This window comes from Metabacillus herbersteinensis, from assembly GCF_042433335.1.
Lineage (GTDB): Bacteria > Bacillota > Bacilli > Bacillales > Bacillaceae > Metabacillus > Metabacillus herbersteinensis.
Genome location: NZ_JBHLVO010000021.1, coordinates 65,134 through 83,237 on the forward strand (window position 1 = coordinate 65,134; position 18,104 = coordinate 83,237).

General features: G+C 38.5%; 12 protein-coding genes, 2 pseudogenes and 1 riboswitch. Of the genes and pseudogenes, 8 read left to right on the forward strand and 6 right to left on the reverse strand.

Annotation, left to right across the window (positions count from 1 at the left end):
• Window positions 1-157 precede the first annotated feature (157 nt).
• A complete protein-coding gene (locus ACFFIX_RS19370; RefSeq protein ID WP_378936938.1) occupies window positions 158-1,024 on the forward strand; it encodes a LysR family transcriptional regulator in 867 nt (288 codons plus the stop codon).
• 619 nt (window positions 1,025-1,643) lie between these two features.
• Here the strand turns inward: ACFFIX_RS19370 and ACFFIX_RS19375 are convergent.
• Together ACFFIX_RS19375 and ACFFIX_RS19380 are read right to left on the reverse strand one after the other, a co-directional pair.
• Window positions 1,644-2,447 (reverse strand): MeeY/MeeF family manganese export membrane protein, encoded by an 804-nt coding sequence (locus ACFFIX_RS19375; RefSeq protein ID WP_378936939.1) that lies wholly within the window; start codon window positions 2,445-2,447, stop codon window positions 1,644-1,646.
• Window positions 2,448-2,489: 42 nt separating this feature from the next.
• Window positions 2,490-2,658, reverse strand: a riboswitch (yybP-ykoY riboswitch).
• Between the two features lie 50 nt (window positions 2,659-2,708).
• Complete coding sequence (locus ACFFIX_RS19380) at window positions 2,709-3,344, reverse strand: DedA family protein (RefSeq protein ID WP_378936941.1); 636 nt, start codon at window positions 3,342-3,344, stop codon at window positions 2,709-2,711.
• A 366-nt stretch (window positions 3,345-3,710) separates the two neighbouring features.
• Between ACFFIX_RS19380 and ACFFIX_RS19385 the strand changes: the two genes are divergently transcribed.
• The 3 genes from ACFFIX_RS19385 (at window position 3,711) to ku (ending at window position 6,881) form a co-directional block, all read left to right on the forward strand.
• Window positions 3,711-4,490 carry an undecaprenyl-diphosphate phosphatase gene (locus ACFFIX_RS19385; RefSeq protein ID WP_378936943.1) on the forward strand — a complete coding sequence of 260 codons (780 nt, stop codon included), beginning with the start codon at window positions 3,711-3,713 and terminating at the stop codon, window positions 4,488-4,490.
• Between the two features lie 175 nt (window positions 4,491-4,665).
• Complete coding sequence (locus ACFFIX_RS19390) at window positions 4,666-5,415, forward strand: gamma-glutamyl-gamma-aminobutyrate hydrolase family protein (protein ID WP_378936945.1); 750 nt, start codon at window positions 4,666-4,668, stop codon at window positions 5,413-5,415.
• 539 nt (window positions 5,416-5,954) lie between these two features.
• Window positions 5,955-6,881, forward strand: coding sequence for a non-homologous end joining protein Ku (gene ku, locus ACFFIX_RS19395; protein WP_378936947.1), 927 nt, complete (start codon window positions 5,955-5,957; stop codon window positions 6,879-6,881).
• 44 nt (window positions 6,882-6,925) lie between these two features.
• Here the strand turns inward: ku and ACFFIX_RS19400 are convergent, their stop codons facing one another.
• Entirely contained in the window at window positions 6,926-7,453 is a 528-nt protein-coding gene (locus tag ACFFIX_RS19400; protein WP_378936949.1) for a D-glycero-alpha-D-manno-heptose-1,7-bisphosphate 7-phosphatase, read from the reverse strand.
• 323 nt (window positions 7,454-7,776) lie between these two features.
• Here ACFFIX_RS19400 and ACFFIX_RS19405 point away from each other — a divergent pair.
• Window positions 7,777-8,582 (forward strand): annotated as a pseudogene (locus ACFFIX_RS19405) (manganese catalase).
• A gap of 335 nt (window positions 8,583-8,917) precedes the next feature.
• On the opposite strand, the pseudogene ACFFIX_RS19410 reads toward ACFFIX_RS19405, so the two are convergent.
• Window positions 8,918-9,064 (reverse strand): annotated as a pseudogene (locus ACFFIX_RS19410) (D-glycero-alpha-D-manno-heptose-1,7-bisphosphate 7-phosphatase); the annotation flags it as partial.
• Between the two features lie 58 nt (window positions 9,065-9,122).
• Between ACFFIX_RS19410 and ACFFIX_RS19415 the strand changes: the two are divergent.
• A complete protein-coding gene (locus ACFFIX_RS19415) occupies window positions 9,123-10,958 on the forward strand; it encodes a DNA ligase D (RefSeq protein WP_378936951.1) in 1,836 nt (611 codons plus the stop codon).
• 323 nt (window positions 10,959-11,281) lie between these two features.
• Window positions 11,282-11,902 carry a Uma2 family endonuclease gene (locus ACFFIX_RS19420; RefSeq protein ID WP_378936954.1) on the forward strand — a complete coding sequence of 207 codons (621 nt, stop codon included), beginning with the start codon at window positions 11,282-11,284 and terminating at the stop codon, window positions 11,900-11,902.
• 71 nt (window positions 11,903-11,973) lie between these two features.
• On the opposite strand, the gene ACFFIX_RS19425 is transcribed toward ACFFIX_RS19420, so the two are convergent.
• Entirely contained in the window at window positions 11,974-12,957 is a 984-nt protein-coding gene (locus ACFFIX_RS19425) for a DMT family transporter (RefSeq protein ID WP_378936956.1), read from the reverse strand.
• A gap of 431 nt (window positions 12,958-13,388) precedes the next feature.
• Window positions 13,389-16,688 carry an efflux RND transporter permease subunit gene (locus tag ACFFIX_RS19430; protein WP_378936966.1) on the reverse strand — a complete coding sequence of 1,100 codons (3,300 nt, stop codon included), beginning with the start codon at window positions 16,686-16,688 and terminating at the stop codon, window positions 13,389-13,391.
• A gap of 373 nt (window positions 16,689-17,061) precedes the next feature.
• Here ACFFIX_RS19430 and ACFFIX_RS19435 point away from each other — a divergent pair, with 373 nt between their 5' ends.
• Window positions 17,062-17,877 (forward strand): hypothetical protein, encoded by an 816-nt coding sequence (locus ACFFIX_RS19435; protein WP_378936958.1) that lies wholly within the window; start codon window positions 17,062-17,064, stop codon window positions 17,875-17,877.
• Window positions 17,878-18,104: the final 227 nt, after the last annotated feature.

Here is an 18,104-nt window from a genome sequence, read left to right on the forward strand (position 1 = left end):
ATTGAATTCCTCCTATAGTTTACCGTGGCAGCGCAATTTTTTGCCACCGACGCGATTTGTTTTATTAATATTATTGTATTCCATCAACTCCATATAATAAAATGATTAATATTGATATATCCATCAAAATTATTGATGTGTAATTGGAGGATTTTCTATGGAGTTAACAGATTTAAAAGTGTTTATGGCGGTCATAGAGGAGGGCAGCATAACCCGTGCAGCAGAGAAACTGGGCTACGTTCAGTCGAACATTACAATGCGGGTTCGCAAGATGGAGTCTGAGCTTGGCACCCAGCTTTTTCAGAGAAATCCGAAAGGCGTAATACCAACTGAGAAGGGGCTCGTCTTCAGCAATTATGCCTCGAATATTTTGCTTAAGATGGAGGAGGCCATGAGGGCTGTAAAAGAACCAGATTACCCATGCGGACCGCTTGTGATCGGTGTTGTGGAGACGGTCGCTTCCTCTGGACCATTTATTCGCGCGTTATCCAAGTTTCAAAGCAAATACCCCGAAGTTGCGTTATCACTGATCACTGGGACGTCGCTTCTTAATTACGAGAAAGTGTTGAACGGCCAGTTGGATGGCGCTTTCTTTACGGGCGAATTTGACTTATCCCAATTGCAAGTCGCCTATGAGATTCGAGAAGAAGTCGTCCTTCTGACTGCCGCTGATGGAAATGAACCTTCAATTTTTCCGGACGTTGAGAATGCAGCATGGGTTGTATTTTCGAAGGGCTGCCCTTTACGTGCAACCATCGAAGATTGGCTTCACGGTGTCGGTGCAACCCCCACGAACATCGTTGAGATCAGCACGCTGGAGACGATGCTGAACTGCGTACGAGCAGGAATCGGGTACACGCTTCTAACCAAATCGGCCGTTGCTGTGAGCGATGATCGCGTACGGGCTCATCCGGTTCCGGAACAGTACCGATTAGCAACAACGCGACTGGTTTCCCGAAAAGAACAGTTTCATAGCAAAACGTTCGCTGCATTTGCAGACTGTGTCAGAGAGACGGGAATTTGATTAAAATTATCTAATATGCATTTTTAGTTAACATAAAAATTTATTATATGAAGTTAGCAAAAAAGCCAATCCCATGTCAAGGGATTGGCTTTTGTTTATTTTTTATCGTTAATACAGGTTTTTATACATCGTTATACGTACGACCAAGCACCAGGTGGTTGTATAAAAAAAGTTGAATTTTATGGTACTCTTACTCAATTAAATGGCCCGATTGCGGAAGATTAGCACTTTTTAAAGCCTTACTGTGCAAGGACTGGTTTGTATTGCTGCGTATCTGTACTCGTATTGCCATAGCCTTGTAGATAATCATATCTAAGGGGGTGGAACATCGCATCTTTTTTACAAACGTCGCGACTTTGTTTTAAACATCGCATCTTTTTTATAAACATCGTTACTTTATTTCAAAGCCACACCTCACCAGATTAATCGGCTTGGAATAGCTTCATTCGGAAAACCATATTGTTCAATTGAAAGATTTGCCGATTTCTTTGACATAGCATTCCAATCATTAATAATCGTTTGAACCCAGCGCCTATAACGGACTTTCACCGTCTAGTTGATGAACATGCCTGGCACACATAAAAGCCTAATTCCTATCCAAGGAACTAGACTCTCATTTTTAGTTGTTTTCTATTTTTTTCAACAAGTTGTGATTCTCATCGTCTACAACACTTTCAACCTCTTCATTTTTAGATAAAAACCAGCCACCTATTGCTAAGCCAGCTAGCACTGTCCAGAAAATTAATTTCCACGTCGCTGATTCAATAAAATGTTTGTCAATCAGTTCAATTTCAGGATGAGCGAGGGTGTAAAGAGCTAGCTTTACTCCTACCCAACCTACAATTAAAAATGCTGCAGTTTCTAGATTTGGTTTTTTCTTAAGAATTTTCACAAAGAATGTTGCTGCGAACCTCATGATAATGAGTCCAATTAATCCACCTGCAAAAATAACCGCAAATTGTCCACCATCTAAGCCACCAATGCTTGGAAGATTTGTCGCTGGTAAAGTAACTGCTAGCGCAACGGCAGCTAAGATTGAATCAACTGCAAAGGCAATATCTGCAAGCTCTACTTTAATAACAGTTCCCCAAAAGCCTGATTCTTTTTTCTCTTTTTTAGAATGTAAATCTTTTTTAAACACAAACTTCTTTAACACGTGGTTAATTGAGATAAACAACAAGTAAACCGCTCCGATTGCTTGAACCTGCCATACATTTATAAGAAATGAGATTAGAAATAAAGAGCCAAATCGCAGCACAAATGCCCCTGCTAATCCGTAAAATAAGGCTCTTTTCCGTTGATCTTCAGGTAAATGCTTTACCATGACAGCCATTACGAGCGCATTGTCGGCTGCAAGTATCCCTTCGAGTGCGATAAGAACAAGTAATACCCATCCATATTCTAACAATAAGGTAAGCTCCATTTTTTCTCCTCCTTAGACTTTCATTTGTATCTTCTATACCCCAATCACGGTTTTTGACAACAAAAAAAGACCTTTGCCAATGATTGGCAAAGGTCTTGCTAGACATGTTTTAATAACCGATCATGTCAACAAAGCCGGTGGATAAATCCACGAAATGACGACTTTGTTTTCAGGTGTAATTACCCGAACGCTACTCCCCTTTGAAGAAGAATATGAAGTTACTATTATCATACTTTTGTTGCTTACATTTTGTCAACAATTTCAATTATTATTCTTTTTTTGTAACAAACACTGCTTCTGTGTAACCATTTTTCTTTTTTCTTCTTGAAAAATAAGCTTGTACACAATAAAAAGAACAAGGACTCCTGCACCAATCGGAAGTAAGTATTGGTTAGCGACATCCTTCACACCTGCCCAATTTTCACCGAGCTTAAAGCCTAAATACACATAAATAAACGTAATTGGAAACATAGCAATAAACGTATAAATCGAAAAAGTCCAAACATTCATTTTTGCCATTCCACAGGGAATTGAAATCAGAGTTCTAACTCCTGGTAGAAATCTGGCTGTGAAAGCAACCATCGCACCGTTTCTTTCAAAAAACGCATCGGCTTGATCTAACTTTTCTTCGTTTATGAAGAAATATTTTCCGACTTTCAATAAAATCGGTCTGCCACCATAGCGTCCAAGAGCATACAGGGTAAGCGGTCCTAATGTTCCACCTATCGTTCCTGCGAGGACCGTTCCCCACAATGTCAAATCTCCTTCATATACCCAGTACCCAGCCAACGGTAAAACAAGTTCAGCTGGAACAAATTCAAATGTTAAGGCAATCATAACGCCAAAATAAGAAAATCCCTTTAAATATTCAATAAATGACATAATAAGTTCTTCCATAAAAATAGCAACCTAATTTCTTTCAAAAGTTCTACAAACTATAATATTACACATATTTATGTTAGAGACAACCATTGATTAAGAAAAGCGCAAGGCGCCCGCTTATCGGCGACAAGCATAAGACGAGCCGGCTGGAAGGTTGTTCTTTAACCTTCTGGACGGATTGGCTTAGACCATAGAGCCGATGGCGCCTGGAGCTAGACACAAAAACTAAGTACAAAAAACCTATACTTTCTTATCTTTGTACAAAAGCGCAAGCGCCTTGTTCAGTGCGTCGGAGCTGGATTCAGAAACGCATTTTGAGTTTATAATTCATATAAATTCTGATGCTATCTTTAATAAATTACTGTGTATGGGGGCTCAAATATGGATTGGTTGCAAGCAATTATTCTCGGGATGATTCAAGGCTTAACTGAATTTCTCCCTATTAGTAGTACGGGACATCTCTATTTAGGACGTAAACTGTTTGGACTTGAAGAAGCTGGTTTGTTTTTGGATACAATGCTACATATTGGTACCTTTATTGCTCTACTTGTTTTCTATAAAGACATATTGATTAAAATGCTTTTAAATCCATTTAGTAAATTAACTCTATTACTAATCGTTGGTACTATTCCTGCGGTGATTGCAGGCCTTTTGTTTAGTGACTTTTTTGACGATCTTTCAAAAACGGGTGTCACAATTGGATGGGAGTTTTTGTTAACTGGTGTATTCCTGTGGTTTGCGGACTCCATAAAAAATGGCGCAAAAAAAGTTGAGGACCTTTCTCTTTTTGATTCACTTTTCATCGGCAGCTTCCAAGCTTTCGCTATTTTCCCAGCTATATCTCGGTCAGGAATGACAATAGTTGGTGCACTGATTCGAAAAATGGACAAAGAAGCTGCAGCCTATTTTTCATTTTTACTCTCCATTCCAGCAATTTTTGGTGGCGTCGTTTTTCAATCAAAAGAGCTGTTTACGGGCAGTGTCCCACAAATCAGCCTCGTTTCCATGTTATTTGCAACACTCGCCTCAGCGTTTTTTGGTTACATCGCAGTTAAGTTTATGATTTCATTTGTAAAAAGAAACTCACTAAAAGTGTTTGCTGTCTATGTGTGGGGATTGGGTGGATTTATTTTAGTATTGCAAGGGTTAAAGCTTTTTTGATGAAGAGATTTTATGATAAAAAGATGAAGATTTGATTCTCGTGCATTTATCTGGATTCTCGTGTAATACACATTTAATCTGCACACTCTATTACTTATAAAAAAGTAAATATCTCCATCATGATTCAACTTCTTTCACCCTGGGTAGAAGTACAACAGATACTACCCGAGGGAGAGTGGAAATCTTGACTAAAAGCAAACCAATAATTGGGATTACAAGTTCAGTTGTAAATCATGGTGAGATTCCGAGTGCGCATTTACATGAAAAGTACATTGCATCTGTGACGAATGCTGGTGGAATTCCTGTTGTTCTTCCAATCGGCCGTGATGAAGAAATGGTTAATACGTGGGTCACAATGTGTGATGGGTTTATTTTAAGTGGTGGTGAAGATGTTGATCCAAACTCTTACAATGCAAATCCAGAACCTGAGTTACGTAAAACAAGAAGTGATCGAGATGAAACTGAACTATTATTGGTGAAATCCGCTATTGATCAACAAAAACCAATTTTTGCTATATGTAGAGGAATTGCGATGTTAAATGCTGCCTTAGGCGGAACCATCATTCAAGACATCGAAACCACTATTGAAAACCCGATCAAACATTACCAAACAGCCGCTCGACCTGACGCGACACATGAAATCTCTATCAATGAAGGTAGTCGTTTACATAACCTAATTGGTAGCTATAAGGCGCGAGTGAATAGTATGCATCACCAAGCAGTCGGCGATCTTGCTCCAGACTTGGTCAGTGTTGCAGTTGCTCCAGATGGAGTAATTGAAGCAGTTGAAGGAAAATGTTCGGATTCAGTGGTACTCGGTGTGCAGTGGCATCCCGAAGAAATGGCGAGTGAAGATGAAAGCATGCACCGACTTTTTGTGAATTTGGTTGAAGAATGTCAAGTATCCTCAGTGCAGCTTACTTAATAGCTAATCTAATTGGAGAACTTTTCTGTTATTTTGAATGTTGATTGATTTATCGGCGACATTGATCGATATATCGTCGGAAATGATTGATATCAAGCGCTAAAAACACGCGTAAAGGTTTTATATTCACGCGTGTTTTGCTTTTTATCCTTTTTTCGTAATGCTCCGATACGCTTTCACAACTTCTTTCCAATCTCACTGTTCGTAAAAGCGCCCCATACTGCTCCTTTTACAGCACGCTCCAAGTTACAATCTGCAAACACAATTTTTAAGTTCACCTAGAGATTCTATTGGTGTTTCTTTCATTTCTTTTATTGGTTGTAATGTAGCCGGATTTATGACCTGCATCGTTTTGTGGTTCTGCATAAGTGTCCACCTTTTTAAAATCTTTAATAATTCTACATTTTACTATACCGCTTAATTTTTTCAGAAATCAATATTATATGTGTTTTTTTCCCTACTTGAAATTATTGCTATTCATGACAATGAGCGATCAGTATCAAACTAACACTAAAATGAACTTGAAGGTAGGAATCACGATGCACACAATGTGGAAAGGCTCAATTAGTTTCGGTCTCGTTAATATTCCGATCAAGCTATATTCAGCAACGGAAGACAAAGATGTTAAGCTTAGAAGCTTGCACAAAAAATGCAACACACCGATTCAATATGAAAAAAAATGCCCTAATTGTGATGAGGAGGTCAGCAACGATGATCTCGTCAAGGGGTACGAGTACGTCAAAGGAAAGTATGTCGTTCTTACCGCAGAGGAGCTAAAGGAAATAAAAGAAGAGCATGAGGACAAAACCGTTGAAATTATTGATTTTGTTAAACTTGACGATATTGATCCGATCTACTTTAATCGTTCTTATTTTCTCGGACCTGGAGAAAACGGTGGAAAAGCTTATTCTTTACTACGTGAAGCATTAACTCAATCAGGGAAAATCGGCGTCGCTGAAATGACAATCCGCTCGAAGCAACAGCTAGCAATCGTGCGTGTTTATAAAAACTGCATTGTTATGGAGACGGTTCACTATCCAGATGAGGTGAGAAATGTTCAAGATGTACCAAGCGTGCCCGAACAACAAGAAATTGGCGCAAAGGAACTTGATACGGCCATCATGCTCATCGATCAGCTTACATCGACCTTTGACCCTGTGAAATACAAAGACGACTACCGACTTGCCCTTCAGGATCTTATTCAATCTAAAATTGATCAAAACGAAGGAAAAACACCAAAAGAAGCTGGAGCACCACGTCAAAATGTCGTTGATCTTATGGGCGCCTTGCAAGCAAGCATCGAAAAAACAAAAAAAGCACCAACAAAGTCAAAACCAGCAACTGCATCAACTGATAAACCAGCTACAGCAACAACGATCAAGCCTAAACTAGCAAAAAAACCAGCGAAACCCAATTCAGCAGCTAGCACACAAAAGAAAACAAAAACAGTGCGAAAGAAGGCTTAAATGGTGTCGTCCCCAAGCTTTAAAATGCGGGGGACGGTAACCATTTACGTTGTTAGCCACACTGCCGCTTTATAGAGTGAAGGAAAATGATGGTCAGCTTGGAATTGGTCTCGATCGCTTTTGTTTCCGATTAAAATCGTTTTTGTGCCTGCTTGTTTTCCGGCAATAATGTCAACATCACGGTCACCAACCATGTAGCTTTCTTCTATTAAAATGTTGTGTTTTCGTGCTAGACTTAACAGCATTTCAGGTTCAGGTTTTCGACAAACACAACCAGCATGTGGAGAGTGCGGACAATAAATGACGTCATCAATCCTTCCACCAGCTTTTCCGATCTCTCGTTCCATCCTCTCATGAATGCTAATTAACATTTTTTCCTTCATATAGCCTAGCCCAACACCCCCTTGGTTCGTGACCACAAACACATGGTAACCGAAGTCATTAAGTAGCTTTACACCTTCCCCTACTCCTGCTAATAAAAACAGTTGCTCAGGTTTGTTCACAAATTTCACTCGTTTTGAAAGAACTTCATTTATTACCCCGTCTCGATCTAAAAAAACAGCTTTTCTCAAAATGGATCTTCCTTTCATACTATTCATCAAAATAAGACACCATATTGCTGATCTTATACAGTATGTTCCCTATGTTACGGACTATTCAAGATAAAATTCACAGATGGTGAAGGGGTTTATCCTGTTAGTCTTTGGCTTCCCCCCAATTAATTGAGTTGTTTATATCCTATATGCTTTATTGAAATCTTTTCCTAAGGTAGAGGATTTAAATGAGTCATTCAACTGTTTATAAAGAGGGACCAACAATTGGGTATTTCTAATAAAGGGCATAAATGCCTTTCGTCATGGAAAAATAAGATTGTATCTAACACGGAGGTGCTTGAGTGTTTTTTCATGTTAAAGAGTTACAATACAGAGCAATACCAGATAGACCCGATCCTGTTTATGCCAAGAAATTACAGGAAGTATTAGGTGGTCAATTTGGCGAAATATCCGTTATGATGCAATACCTGTTTCAAGGATGGAACTGTAGGGCAGAACAAAAATATCGTGATATGCTTTTAGATATTGGAACAGAGGAAATCGCACATGTTGAGATGTTGGCAACAATGATCGCACAGTTATTAGATAAGGCGCCTGTTGAAGATCAAGAGCAAGCTGCAAAAGATCCTATTATTGCAAGTGTAATGGGAGGCATGAATCCACAACATGCAATTGTAAATGGATTAGGTGCTAGTCCAAATGATAGTGTGGGTTATCCTTGGAATGCTCGTTACACTATAGCAAGTGGAAATCTTCTTGCTGATTTTAGAGCAAATCTAAATGCGGAATCTCAAGGAAGACTTCAAGTTGTCCGTCTTTATGAAATGACCGATGATCATGGTGTCAGGGATATGCTGTCGTTCCTCATTGCCAGAGATACCATGCATCAAAATCAATGGATAGCAGCTATTGCTGAAATAGAAGAGAAAGAGGGAAAAGTGGTACCAAATACATTTGATCGACAATATGAAAAGTCAGATGTGGCCTATAACTTTATGAAGGTGCAGAAAGTCAGGAAGGACGTTGGGCTTCAGGTCCTTCAATGGATGGATTAGGTCAGTTTGAATATGAAGCACATCCAGTAGCTACTGGCCAGTCTCCAATGTTAGAGCCTGCCCCAGGTTATATTCATGGCACACCTAAATAATTATCCACTAAAAAATGTGAATCTAAAACACCTGTTCAAATTGAACAGCTGTTTTCTTCAACATGGAGGAGTGAACTAGTATAATTTATATTTAATTTAGTACATCATTCTTGTTATCGATATATAATGTACCGTCTTTTTGTACTTCCGCATAAAAGACATCAGAAATAGAATTAATTCCTAATAATTGCCATTTTTGCTCCAACCAACTTTAGACTTTATATCTATAAACCCTAAAGCAATCGTAAATGCGCTCCAACCTATCAACGCTATTATTCCATTACGGACACTGAGATTCGAATCAATGGCTAGGGATGCCCCGATTGTACCGATTGAAATACCTTTACACCTGCCCCTACTCCTGCTAATAAAAACAGTTGCTCAGGTTTGTTCACAAATTTCACTCGTTTTGAAAGAACTTCATTTATTACCCTGTCACGATCTAAAAAAACAGCTTTTCTCAATCGTAATCTTCCTTTCATACTATTCATCAAAATAATCCATACTTACACTATAAACCTCAAAAAGGGCTGACTTTAAATGAAACCAATGCTACCAACATTGTCGACAGAAGTTCCAAAGGGATCTGAATGGGTATACGAGACGAAATATGATGGATTCCGTGCCATTTTAATTATAAAAGAAACGACTATTGATTTAATCAGTCGAAATGGGAAAGACCTTAATCAAGCATTTCCAGAAATCATTGCGTATATCGAAACGATAAAAGCAAAGTTATCCCCTTTTCTCCCGCTCACACTTGATGGAGAAGTTTCCTGTCTTAAATCACAACACTTTGCAAGCTTTGAACACATCCAAATTCGTGGTCGATTAAAAAGCAAAGACAAAATTGCTCAAGCATCCAAGGAACAACCATGCCACTTTTTAGCTTTTGATCTTCTTATGATCAAAGGGGAAACTCTAGTAAACCAGCCGTTACAAGCTAGAAAACAGGAACTGGAAACACTCTTTAGTAACGTGAAACTTCCAACAAAAGTAGACAACCACAATACAGACCTTATTCAGTATGTTCCCTATGTAACGGAGTATTCAAAGCTTTGGAAAAAGATAAAATCCGAAGATGGTGAAGGAGTTATTGCAAAACGCCTCCAAAGCAAATGGGAAGCTGGATCACGAACAAAGCAGTGGCTTAAAATCAAAAATTACAAACAAGCGATTTTTTTCATCACAGGCTATGACAAAGTGAACGGGTATTTTCATGTAGCTGTTTTAAAAAACAAACAAGTCCTATCAGTAGGTGTTTTTTCTCATGGAATTTCGAGTGAAGAACGTGATGCATTGCTTACAACAATCAAACAAAATATGCGCGAAGAATCACGTCAGCTCATAGAAATGGATCCAGCCATTTGCATAGAGATTCAATTTCTCTCCCTTTATAAAGGTCAGCTAAGAGAACCTTCTTTTTTTGCATTTCGATTTGATAAACAGTGGGAAGAGTGCACATGGGAGCAGCTTCAACTTGCCATAGCACCGATTTCAGAAGAAGTCATCATCACTCACCCTGACAAACCTCTATGGGAAACAACAGATTTAAGTAAGGAGCAGTACATTAATTACTTGCTGCAGATTTCGCCCTACATGCTACCTTTTTTGAGAAACCGCACGCTAACTGTGATTCGTTTTCCACATGGCATGTTCGGGGAAGCGTTTTATCAAAAAAACCGACCAGATTATGCACCCGCATTTATTCAGACCGTTAAACATGATGACATTGAGTATATCATTTGCAATGACTTGTCCTCCCTTATTTGGCTAGGAAATCAGCTTGCGATCGAATTCCACCTACCCTTTCAAACAATTGATACAAGCAGCCCAATCGAAATTGTCTTTGACCTTGATCCACCTTCTCGGGATGTATTTCCTTTGGCAATAAAAGCGGCACTTGAAATGAAGAAAATTTTCGACCAATTTGGGTTAGTAACCTTTCCAAAGCTCTCCGGTAACAAAGGGTTGCAGATTCATATACCCCTTTCGAAAAATGCATTTACATATGATGAGACGAGGGTTTTCACAGCATTTATCGCAGAATTTCTCGTCACCTCATTTCCAGATGACTTTACAATCGAACGGTTGAAAAAAAATCGGGGCAACAGGCTTTATCTCGATTATATTCAACATGCAGAAGGCAAAACCATCATATCACCTTACTCCTTACGAGGAAAAAAAGAAGGCGCCTATATCGCAGCGCCCCTTAATTGGGAAGAAGTAAATGATGATTTGCATGTTTCAAATTTCACGATCGAAAGAGTTCTGGAACGCGTTGAGATGCAAGGCTGTCCATTTCAAAATTACTTCAGCTCTCCACAGGATGATGTTTTGAGGTCGATTTTAGAGGTGATAAAGAATTCGGGATAGGTTGATGGGTCTTTTAGTGACCGTATTTGAAGCGTCGAATAATGTCGAATCGTCGGTAAATCCGGAATTTCGTCGATAGAACGTTCATTTACGTTGATAAACATACTATTTTCGTTGATAGAGAACCCTGAACCAAAGATAGACCTGTTTTACTGCTTCTCTGCAACTCCTGAACATTAACTCTAGCAATTGTTTAAAAATTATAGGTTATTACACTTATGCTGTCTCCGTTACAATAATATGTCCTGAAATTTATCATTTTTTAACATCTCTTCTGACTAGATTATGATATAGTTAACTTGAAAAATAAGGAGGTTTGTACCATGAAAAACTCAAAGGGACCAACCATTTCTAAACAAGTAAAAGAACAGTCCGAACCCTATTCTGAAGTAAATACTGACCCAAGCCGTGCTCTGATTGATGAACAGTATGAAATCATTAACGGCCTCCGCTATGACTTAAAACCATCCCCTACCGTTACACATCAAGTTCTTGTTACGAAGATCTTCTCTGCGCTACACAACACTTGCCACTCAAACGGATTACTCCTTGTCGCTCCAATCGATGTTTATTTAGACGAAAAAAACACATTTCAGCCTGATGTTATCTTTATTACGAATGAAAACTTATCAATCATTCAAGATGATAAAGTTAGCGGGGCACCAGACCTAGTCGTTGAGATTCTTTCTCCTAGTACAGGCAAGCGAGATAAAACGACGAAAAAGGAAAACTATGCGTACTTCGGTGTTAAAGAATACTGGATTGTTGATCCAATTCATCAGACCATTGATCAGTTTCTTTTAAACAATCAAACCTACGACTTACACGCAACACTTATACCCGGTGATACGATGAAATCTCCACTTTTTTCTTGTATTAACATAGACCTTGATCCACTCTTTCAGGATTTACTTTCTATAGAGACAAAACAAGACTGTAATTAAGTTTATGAATTAAAAACTTTATATTTTTCGCCGAAATTCACTAGAATTTGAGTTTCGGCTTATTTTATTTATCAGACTGAGGTCTTAACCTCACCTTGATCAAAAACCACCACTTCCCCCTTCTTCCTAGACAAATAACTATGCACAATCATCCCCAAAATAATCAAGCCAATCCCCGTCAACGCTAAAAAATTAGGCAGATCTGCTGCTAAAAAAAAGAACTCACCTAAAATAACGAAGATGACCTGAGTTGATTGTGTTGCCTCAACAGACGCTAGCTTTTCTTGGTCATGACGGACTAATTCTGTTGCACTGAAGAATAAAACCGTCGCAATCACTCCTGAACAAACCGCAACGAAGAACGATTGAACCACTTGATTGTAGCTTGGAAGACCGACCGTTATCAGTGCATAAACCGCCAGCACAATCCAAAGTGGCAGACTTGCAATCGTCATCCCGAGTACTCGCTGAAAGATATCCAACCTGCCTGAACACAGTTCCATCATCTTTCGGTTTCCTAATGGATAAGCAAAAGCAGCAACTACGATTGGAAGAATTACACCTAATGAATCTGAAAAACCAATTGTCTGAATATGTTGACCGTGAATAAAAACAATTCCGATCAAAACAATAACCGATGCACCTAAAGGTTTCATCGGTATTTTCCCTCTCACGTTCACAATTCCAGTTGATGTTTGAACACGTTCATAAAATAACGGAGCAAGCAAAGTCCCAGCGATGATTGTGAACGACCAGGTCCCAGCGACCAACCATCCGGGTCCATAAGCTCCCGCAAAAGAAATCGGCGCATAAAATAGGCCGAAACCTACAAAACTCCAAATCAACCAATCAATTGGACGCTGCGACATCTCTTTCCAGAGACCATTCATTTTCTTACTCAATAAGACAATGAGAATTAAAAAAGGAAGCATGAAAAAATAACGCAAGGACGCACTCCAAAGCCAGCTTCCACCAGATAGCTCCATCGATCGATTTAAGATAAACGTCACAGCAAAAAATAAAGATGAGATTATACCAAGTAGTAGTGCCTTCATGTCTAGCTCTCCTTTGTTGTAAACTTATTAAAAAAACTAGATTTATTGATTCTCTTCGCTGAAAAGAAATAAACAAACCAGTGTATAAACAGCCATTCAATCAGAATCGTAAAAAATAGGGTAAATAACACTTGATCCAATGATTGAAAAATACTGAAGAATCTTTTGATAGAATTCTTTTACTCTATCATTCCATAATGAATTTGTAGACATTTACAACTCCCTAACTTTTGGTGAATATAACCAGTTAAGAGTATATTTCGATGAATTCGTTTACTTTTCCTTTAAAATCTCAAATTTTTGATTTAAAGAGTTAGTTTCGAAATTATGCTTTTTTCATTGTAAATAGCAGGTTTTAAAAAACAGTGCTACCCCCCCCTAAAGAAATCCACACTGTTCATCGTCTTTTTATTATATAACTAAAACTCTTCTTACTTCTTATCCTCTTTCTCATCCTTCACAATATGCAAAATCTGCTCGAGCATCTGCACCATGTCAGCTTTTTCGTATTTTGATTTGTCTAGCTCTTGGCGATTATTGGTTTGTTCATTGTCTAGTAGTGGCTCTGGTAACTCTTTTTCTCTTTCTGGCTCTTCTAGTCTTTCGTTTACAATCCGATCTTCTAACAAGTAAGCTGGGATGAGTTGGCCGTCTGGAGTGACGTATTTCCGGTTCATTCTACGCGTTTCTTTGTCAAACAAGCTATATAGAATTGGGATGATAAACAGAGTTAAGAATGTACTTGAAATCAAGCCTCCGACCACGGTTATTCCCATTGGTTGATTAATTTCGGTTCCTTCGCCAAGTCCTAATGCGAGTGGCAGCAAGCCTAGAATTGTCGTCAATGCAGTCATTAGGATTGGACGCAAACGAACTTTTACAGATTCAACTAATGCATCATATGTTTTGTAGCCTTCCTCTTTCTTTTGGTTCACATAATCAACAAGGACAATTGCGTTGTTTACGACAATTCCAGCTAGAACAATGATACCAATGACAACTGTTAAGCTGATTGATGAATTTGTCGCCAAAAGAGCCGCTGCTACTCCGATCATCATGAGCGGAACCGTGAACATGATAACAAACGGATATTTTAATGATTCAAATTGTGCCGCCATCACAATATAAATGAAAACAATCGCTAACGTTAGCGCAAGAACCATGTCATCAATCGAAGACTCTAGTAGGTCTCGGTCCCCACTAAACGAGATGTCGGTTTCCTCTGGTAGCTCTAGATCTTCAATTTCTTCATCTACTTTTTCTGATATGTCACCTAAATTAGTTGTATTTTTGTATTTCAAAGTAAACTGAACGGCGCTTTGCTTGTCAATTCGTTCAATTGAAGTTGGCCCTTCCCCTACTTCAATCGTTGTTACATCACCAAGTTCGACAAACGATCCATCCGGTTTTTTAATTAATAATTGCTTTAGTGAATCGATACTTTCGGTTGCCTCATTTGAATAGCCAACTGATACCATGTAAATTTCATTGTTTTCTTCGTTGGTCATTTGAACAGCATCTGTTCCTCTTGTAACATCATTTACAACCATGCCAATTTGAGCGGGAGTCAATCCTTGTTCAAGTGCTTTTTCACGATTTACTTCAATTTGAATTTCTTCGATTGTTTCGCTTATATCGTTTGTAACCTCTGTGACATCATCTAGGTCAACAAGGGCTTTGTTGATTTTCGCAACTGTTTCTTCTAACCTATTTTCATCGGTATCTTTCACGTTAAATGTTAATGTGTTTGGCGTTGATCCGGTCGATGATTGTGTGCCAAAGGATACTTCTGCCGTTTTATTTGTTGATTGTGCCAATTGCTCGAAGTCTTTTTTGACATCATCGATATAATCAAATGTGGTGTAATCTCGTTGTTCGACATTGACCATTTTTACGTAAATTTCAGCTTCATTTGTACTTCCTGTGCCTCTAAAAGATTCTTCCTGCGTTGAGCCAATCAGACTTACATAAAGCTCGACCCCTTGTTCATCTTCGAGCTTTTGTTCGAGTTGATCAACTACCTTGCTTGTTTCTGACAATGCTGTTCCACTTTCAAGCTGAAGATTAATCGTGAAAAAACCTTCGTCTGTATTTGGTAGGAAAACAGAGCCTACCTTTGTTAGTCCAAATATGCTTCCAATGAAGAGAAGCAGTGTTAACACTAGCACTAGTGCTCGGTTATTTAATGACCACTTAATGGATCTGTCTAACGACTGCATGACCGAAGATTCGCGGCGCAGTCTCTCAGTATTTTCAACCGGCTTGGTTAACAATCGACTTGCTAGCATTGGTACGATCGTTAACGCCACAAATAATGAAGCAAGTAAACTGAAGGCTATGGTAAGTGCAAATTCTTTAAATAATTCGCCGATAATTCCTGATATAAAGACAACGGGTAGGAATACGGCAACCGTCGTTAAAGTTGAAGCAATAATAGCTGGGCCCATTTCCTTTGCCCCTTGATAGGCAGCTTCTTTCGGATTTTTTCCCATTGATAAATGACGGTAAATGTTTTCAATTACGACGATTGCGTTATCTACGAGCATCCCAATTCCTAATGCCAATCCGCCAAGTGTCATAATGTTAAGGGTAAAATTAGAAAAGTACATTAAAACAAACGTCACGATAACCGAGTAAGGAATCGCAATCCCGATAATAAGTGGACTTTTTACATTACGTAAAAATAAGAACAATATCACCATGGCGAGAAGTCCGCCGATGATTAACGTGTCCAACATGTTGCCAATTGCTTGGTCAACGTACTCCCCTTGATCAAAGATCACTTCTGCATCTATGGTTTCATATTTTTCAGTACCTAAAAGTTCTTCCAGATTCTCTTGGAATGCCGTTGACACAGCAGCCGTATTCGCATTCGATTGTTGAAGTACACTAACTAAAAGCGAGGGCTGTTGATTTGCTCTCGTAATTGTAAAAGATTCCTGAGGCGAAATGGCGACAGTGGCCACATCACTGAGCTTAATGTCTTCACCGTTATCTTGATTTTTAGTGATTACTAAATTCTTTAAAATATCAACAGAATCAATCGTGCTGACGACTCGCGTTGTTAACTGCTTTCCTTCTGTGACAACAATATCTCCCGGAGTTGTCACAGAGTTTGCACGGATCACATCAACAACTTCCGCTTGGCTGACTATATTTTCTTTTAATTTTTCCTGATTTAACTCAACTCTTACTTCATCTGTTTCAATTCCAGAAAGGTTAACACTTGCAACACCTTCCGTCTTGTTTAGCTCTCCTTCTAGTTCTTCTGCCAGCTCTTGCAAACGCTCTTCGTTTTCACTAGACGTTAATGACAGCTGAATGATTGGAAACTGCGCAGGATCAAATTTTAAAAACCGTGGGCTATCAGCGTCATCTGGTAATGGCGCTTGTGTCATTTTACTCTGAATTTCATCTTGGACTTCATCAATGCTCGTTGTCCAAGAAAATTGCATGAGAATCAGACTCGCATTTTCCTGTGATCTTGACGTAATTGTGTCTAACCCTTGAACCGTTGACAGAGATTCTTCAAGCGGCTTAGAAACCTTTTCCACTACTTCGTTCGGACTGGCCCCTTGATAGTTTGTGACAACAACTCCAACAGGAGGGTTAATTTCCGGAATTAGTTTTAATGGGATGTTTAAGACTGAAACAACACCCATTATTAAAATAAGTGCCATTGTAACTAGGGTAAAGATCGGTCTTTTAATCGAAAACTGACTTATTTTCACAGTGTATTGACTCCCCTCTGATCTATCACGTTCTTTAGTGCCAGTAACTTCCTTCGGTCGAACTGTCACTAAAAAAACTCTATATTATGTATCTAATTTTCATCTTTATTTTGTCTTGACCAACTAGTCAATTCCATTAAACACTATAAAACAGTTAGGGTGCTATTTCAAGTTTTAACATGTTTTGTTTCAGTCATTCTAGTTGGTCGAGATTCTTAGAGCAGGATGCGATTTTTCACCTTTTTTTCCAAAAGTAATACGTTCCGAACTGTTAAAAGTAGAATCTAAACCTGAGAAAGTCGAATTCTGTCAGAATACTTATGGTTTCAATTGTATAAAATGATACTAACTTATTGTTTTTTAGGAGATAAATATGCCGAATATCATCTGGTACTTGATCTTATTAGGTTTTTCTCTGATCCTGTTTGTTCTAGGATGTCGGAAAGGTCGAAAAGACTTCGTTATTCTCTGGCTTTTTAGCGCGGGAATATGCTATTTATTTGAACTAATCGTCTTTGTTTTCTTCAACTGCTATTTATATAAACCAGAAATCGTAGCTGATCCTTTTTATGATAGTACGATTGGGTCTATTTTTAGTCAGGGACTTACCGTTCCTATTATGGCCTCTTTTATTACCATTTACCGGTTAGGAATTCGATCCATTCTTGTGGGAAGCTTATTTTTAACTGGAGTGGAACTCTTTTATTTACATATTGATATATACGAGCATATCTGGTGGAAGGCCTACTATACAACACTGTTAGTGCCACTCGCCTTCTTGATCACCAAAATTTGGTATCTTTTTATCAAGCGAGGTGGCAAGTGGATTGAATTTGTGACGATGTTTTTTGTGAATTTGACGATTATCACAACCATTACATTTTTAATAGTCGTACTTTGTCCCTTTTACCATTTTGATATAAAGTGGTTTGATTTAGAAAGCCGTAATCTAACTGCAATAAATGATGTTTTCTTTATCGTCTCATGCTTTTTTTACACAGGTATCTCGGTACTTAAAAATTTCTTTGTGAAAAGCGGATTATTCTTAGTACTTCTTATAGGAACAGGAATTCTGTTGGTGAGTGGGTTTGTTGTTTCACAAACTGTGGAGTTTATCTTAATGCAGCTTACCTTTACAATTTTAGCTATGTTAGTAAATAAGCTACTTTTTAGAGAGGTACGCAATTAAAACGTAAGATTAAATACACAGGGCGCTTTGATAAGAGGAAGGAAGAATAGGATTAATGGAAAGCTGGGATGGTATTAAAAACAATGAGCATAAAAAGTAAAAAGATTCTCACATTATGTAATGTGAGAACCTCAGACTGTAGACAAACTCGATTTTATCGAGTTTGCCTACAGTCTTTTTTGTATTAAAATAGAAGTAATAAAAATCTTGAGGTGATGAATGATGCT

Bases quoted from the DNA above. Each gene is read 5' to 3' on its own strand.
- ACFFIX_RS19415 (WP_378936951.1), top strand. From the start codon at position 9,123: ATGAAACCAATGCTACCAACATTGTCGACAGAAGTTCCAAAGGGATCT.
- ACFFIX_RS19375 (WP_378936939.1), bottom strand. From the start codon at position 2,447: ATGGAGCTTACCTTATTGTTAGAATATGGATGGGTATTACTTGTTCTT.
- ACFFIX_RS19385 (WP_378936943.1), top strand. From the start codon at position 3,711: ATGGATTGGTTGCAAGCAATTATTCTCGGGATGATTCAAGGCTTAACT.
- ACFFIX_RS19425 (WP_378936956.1), bottom strand. From the start codon at position 12,957: ATGAAGGCACTACTACTTGGTATAATCTCATCTTTATTTTTTGCTGTG.
- ACFFIX_RS19380 (WP_378936941.1), bottom strand. From the start codon at position 3,344: ATGGAAGAACTTATTATGTCATTTATTGAATATTTAAAGGGATTTTCT.
- ACFFIX_RS19420 (WP_378936954.1), top strand. From the start codon at position 11,282: ATGAAAAACTCAAAGGGACCAACCATTTCTAAACAAGTAAAAGAACAG.
- ACFFIX_RS19370 (WP_378936938.1), top strand. From the start codon at position 158: ATGGAGTTAACAGATTTAAAAGTGTTTATGGCGGTCATAGAGGAGGGC.
- ku (WP_378936947.1), top strand. From the start codon at position 5,955: ATGCACACAATGTGGAAAGGCTCAATTAGTTTCGGTCTCGTTAATATT.
- ACFFIX_RS19435 (WP_378936958.1), top strand. From the start codon at position 17,062: ATGCCGAATATCATCTGGTACTTGATCTTATTAGGTTTTTCTCTGATC.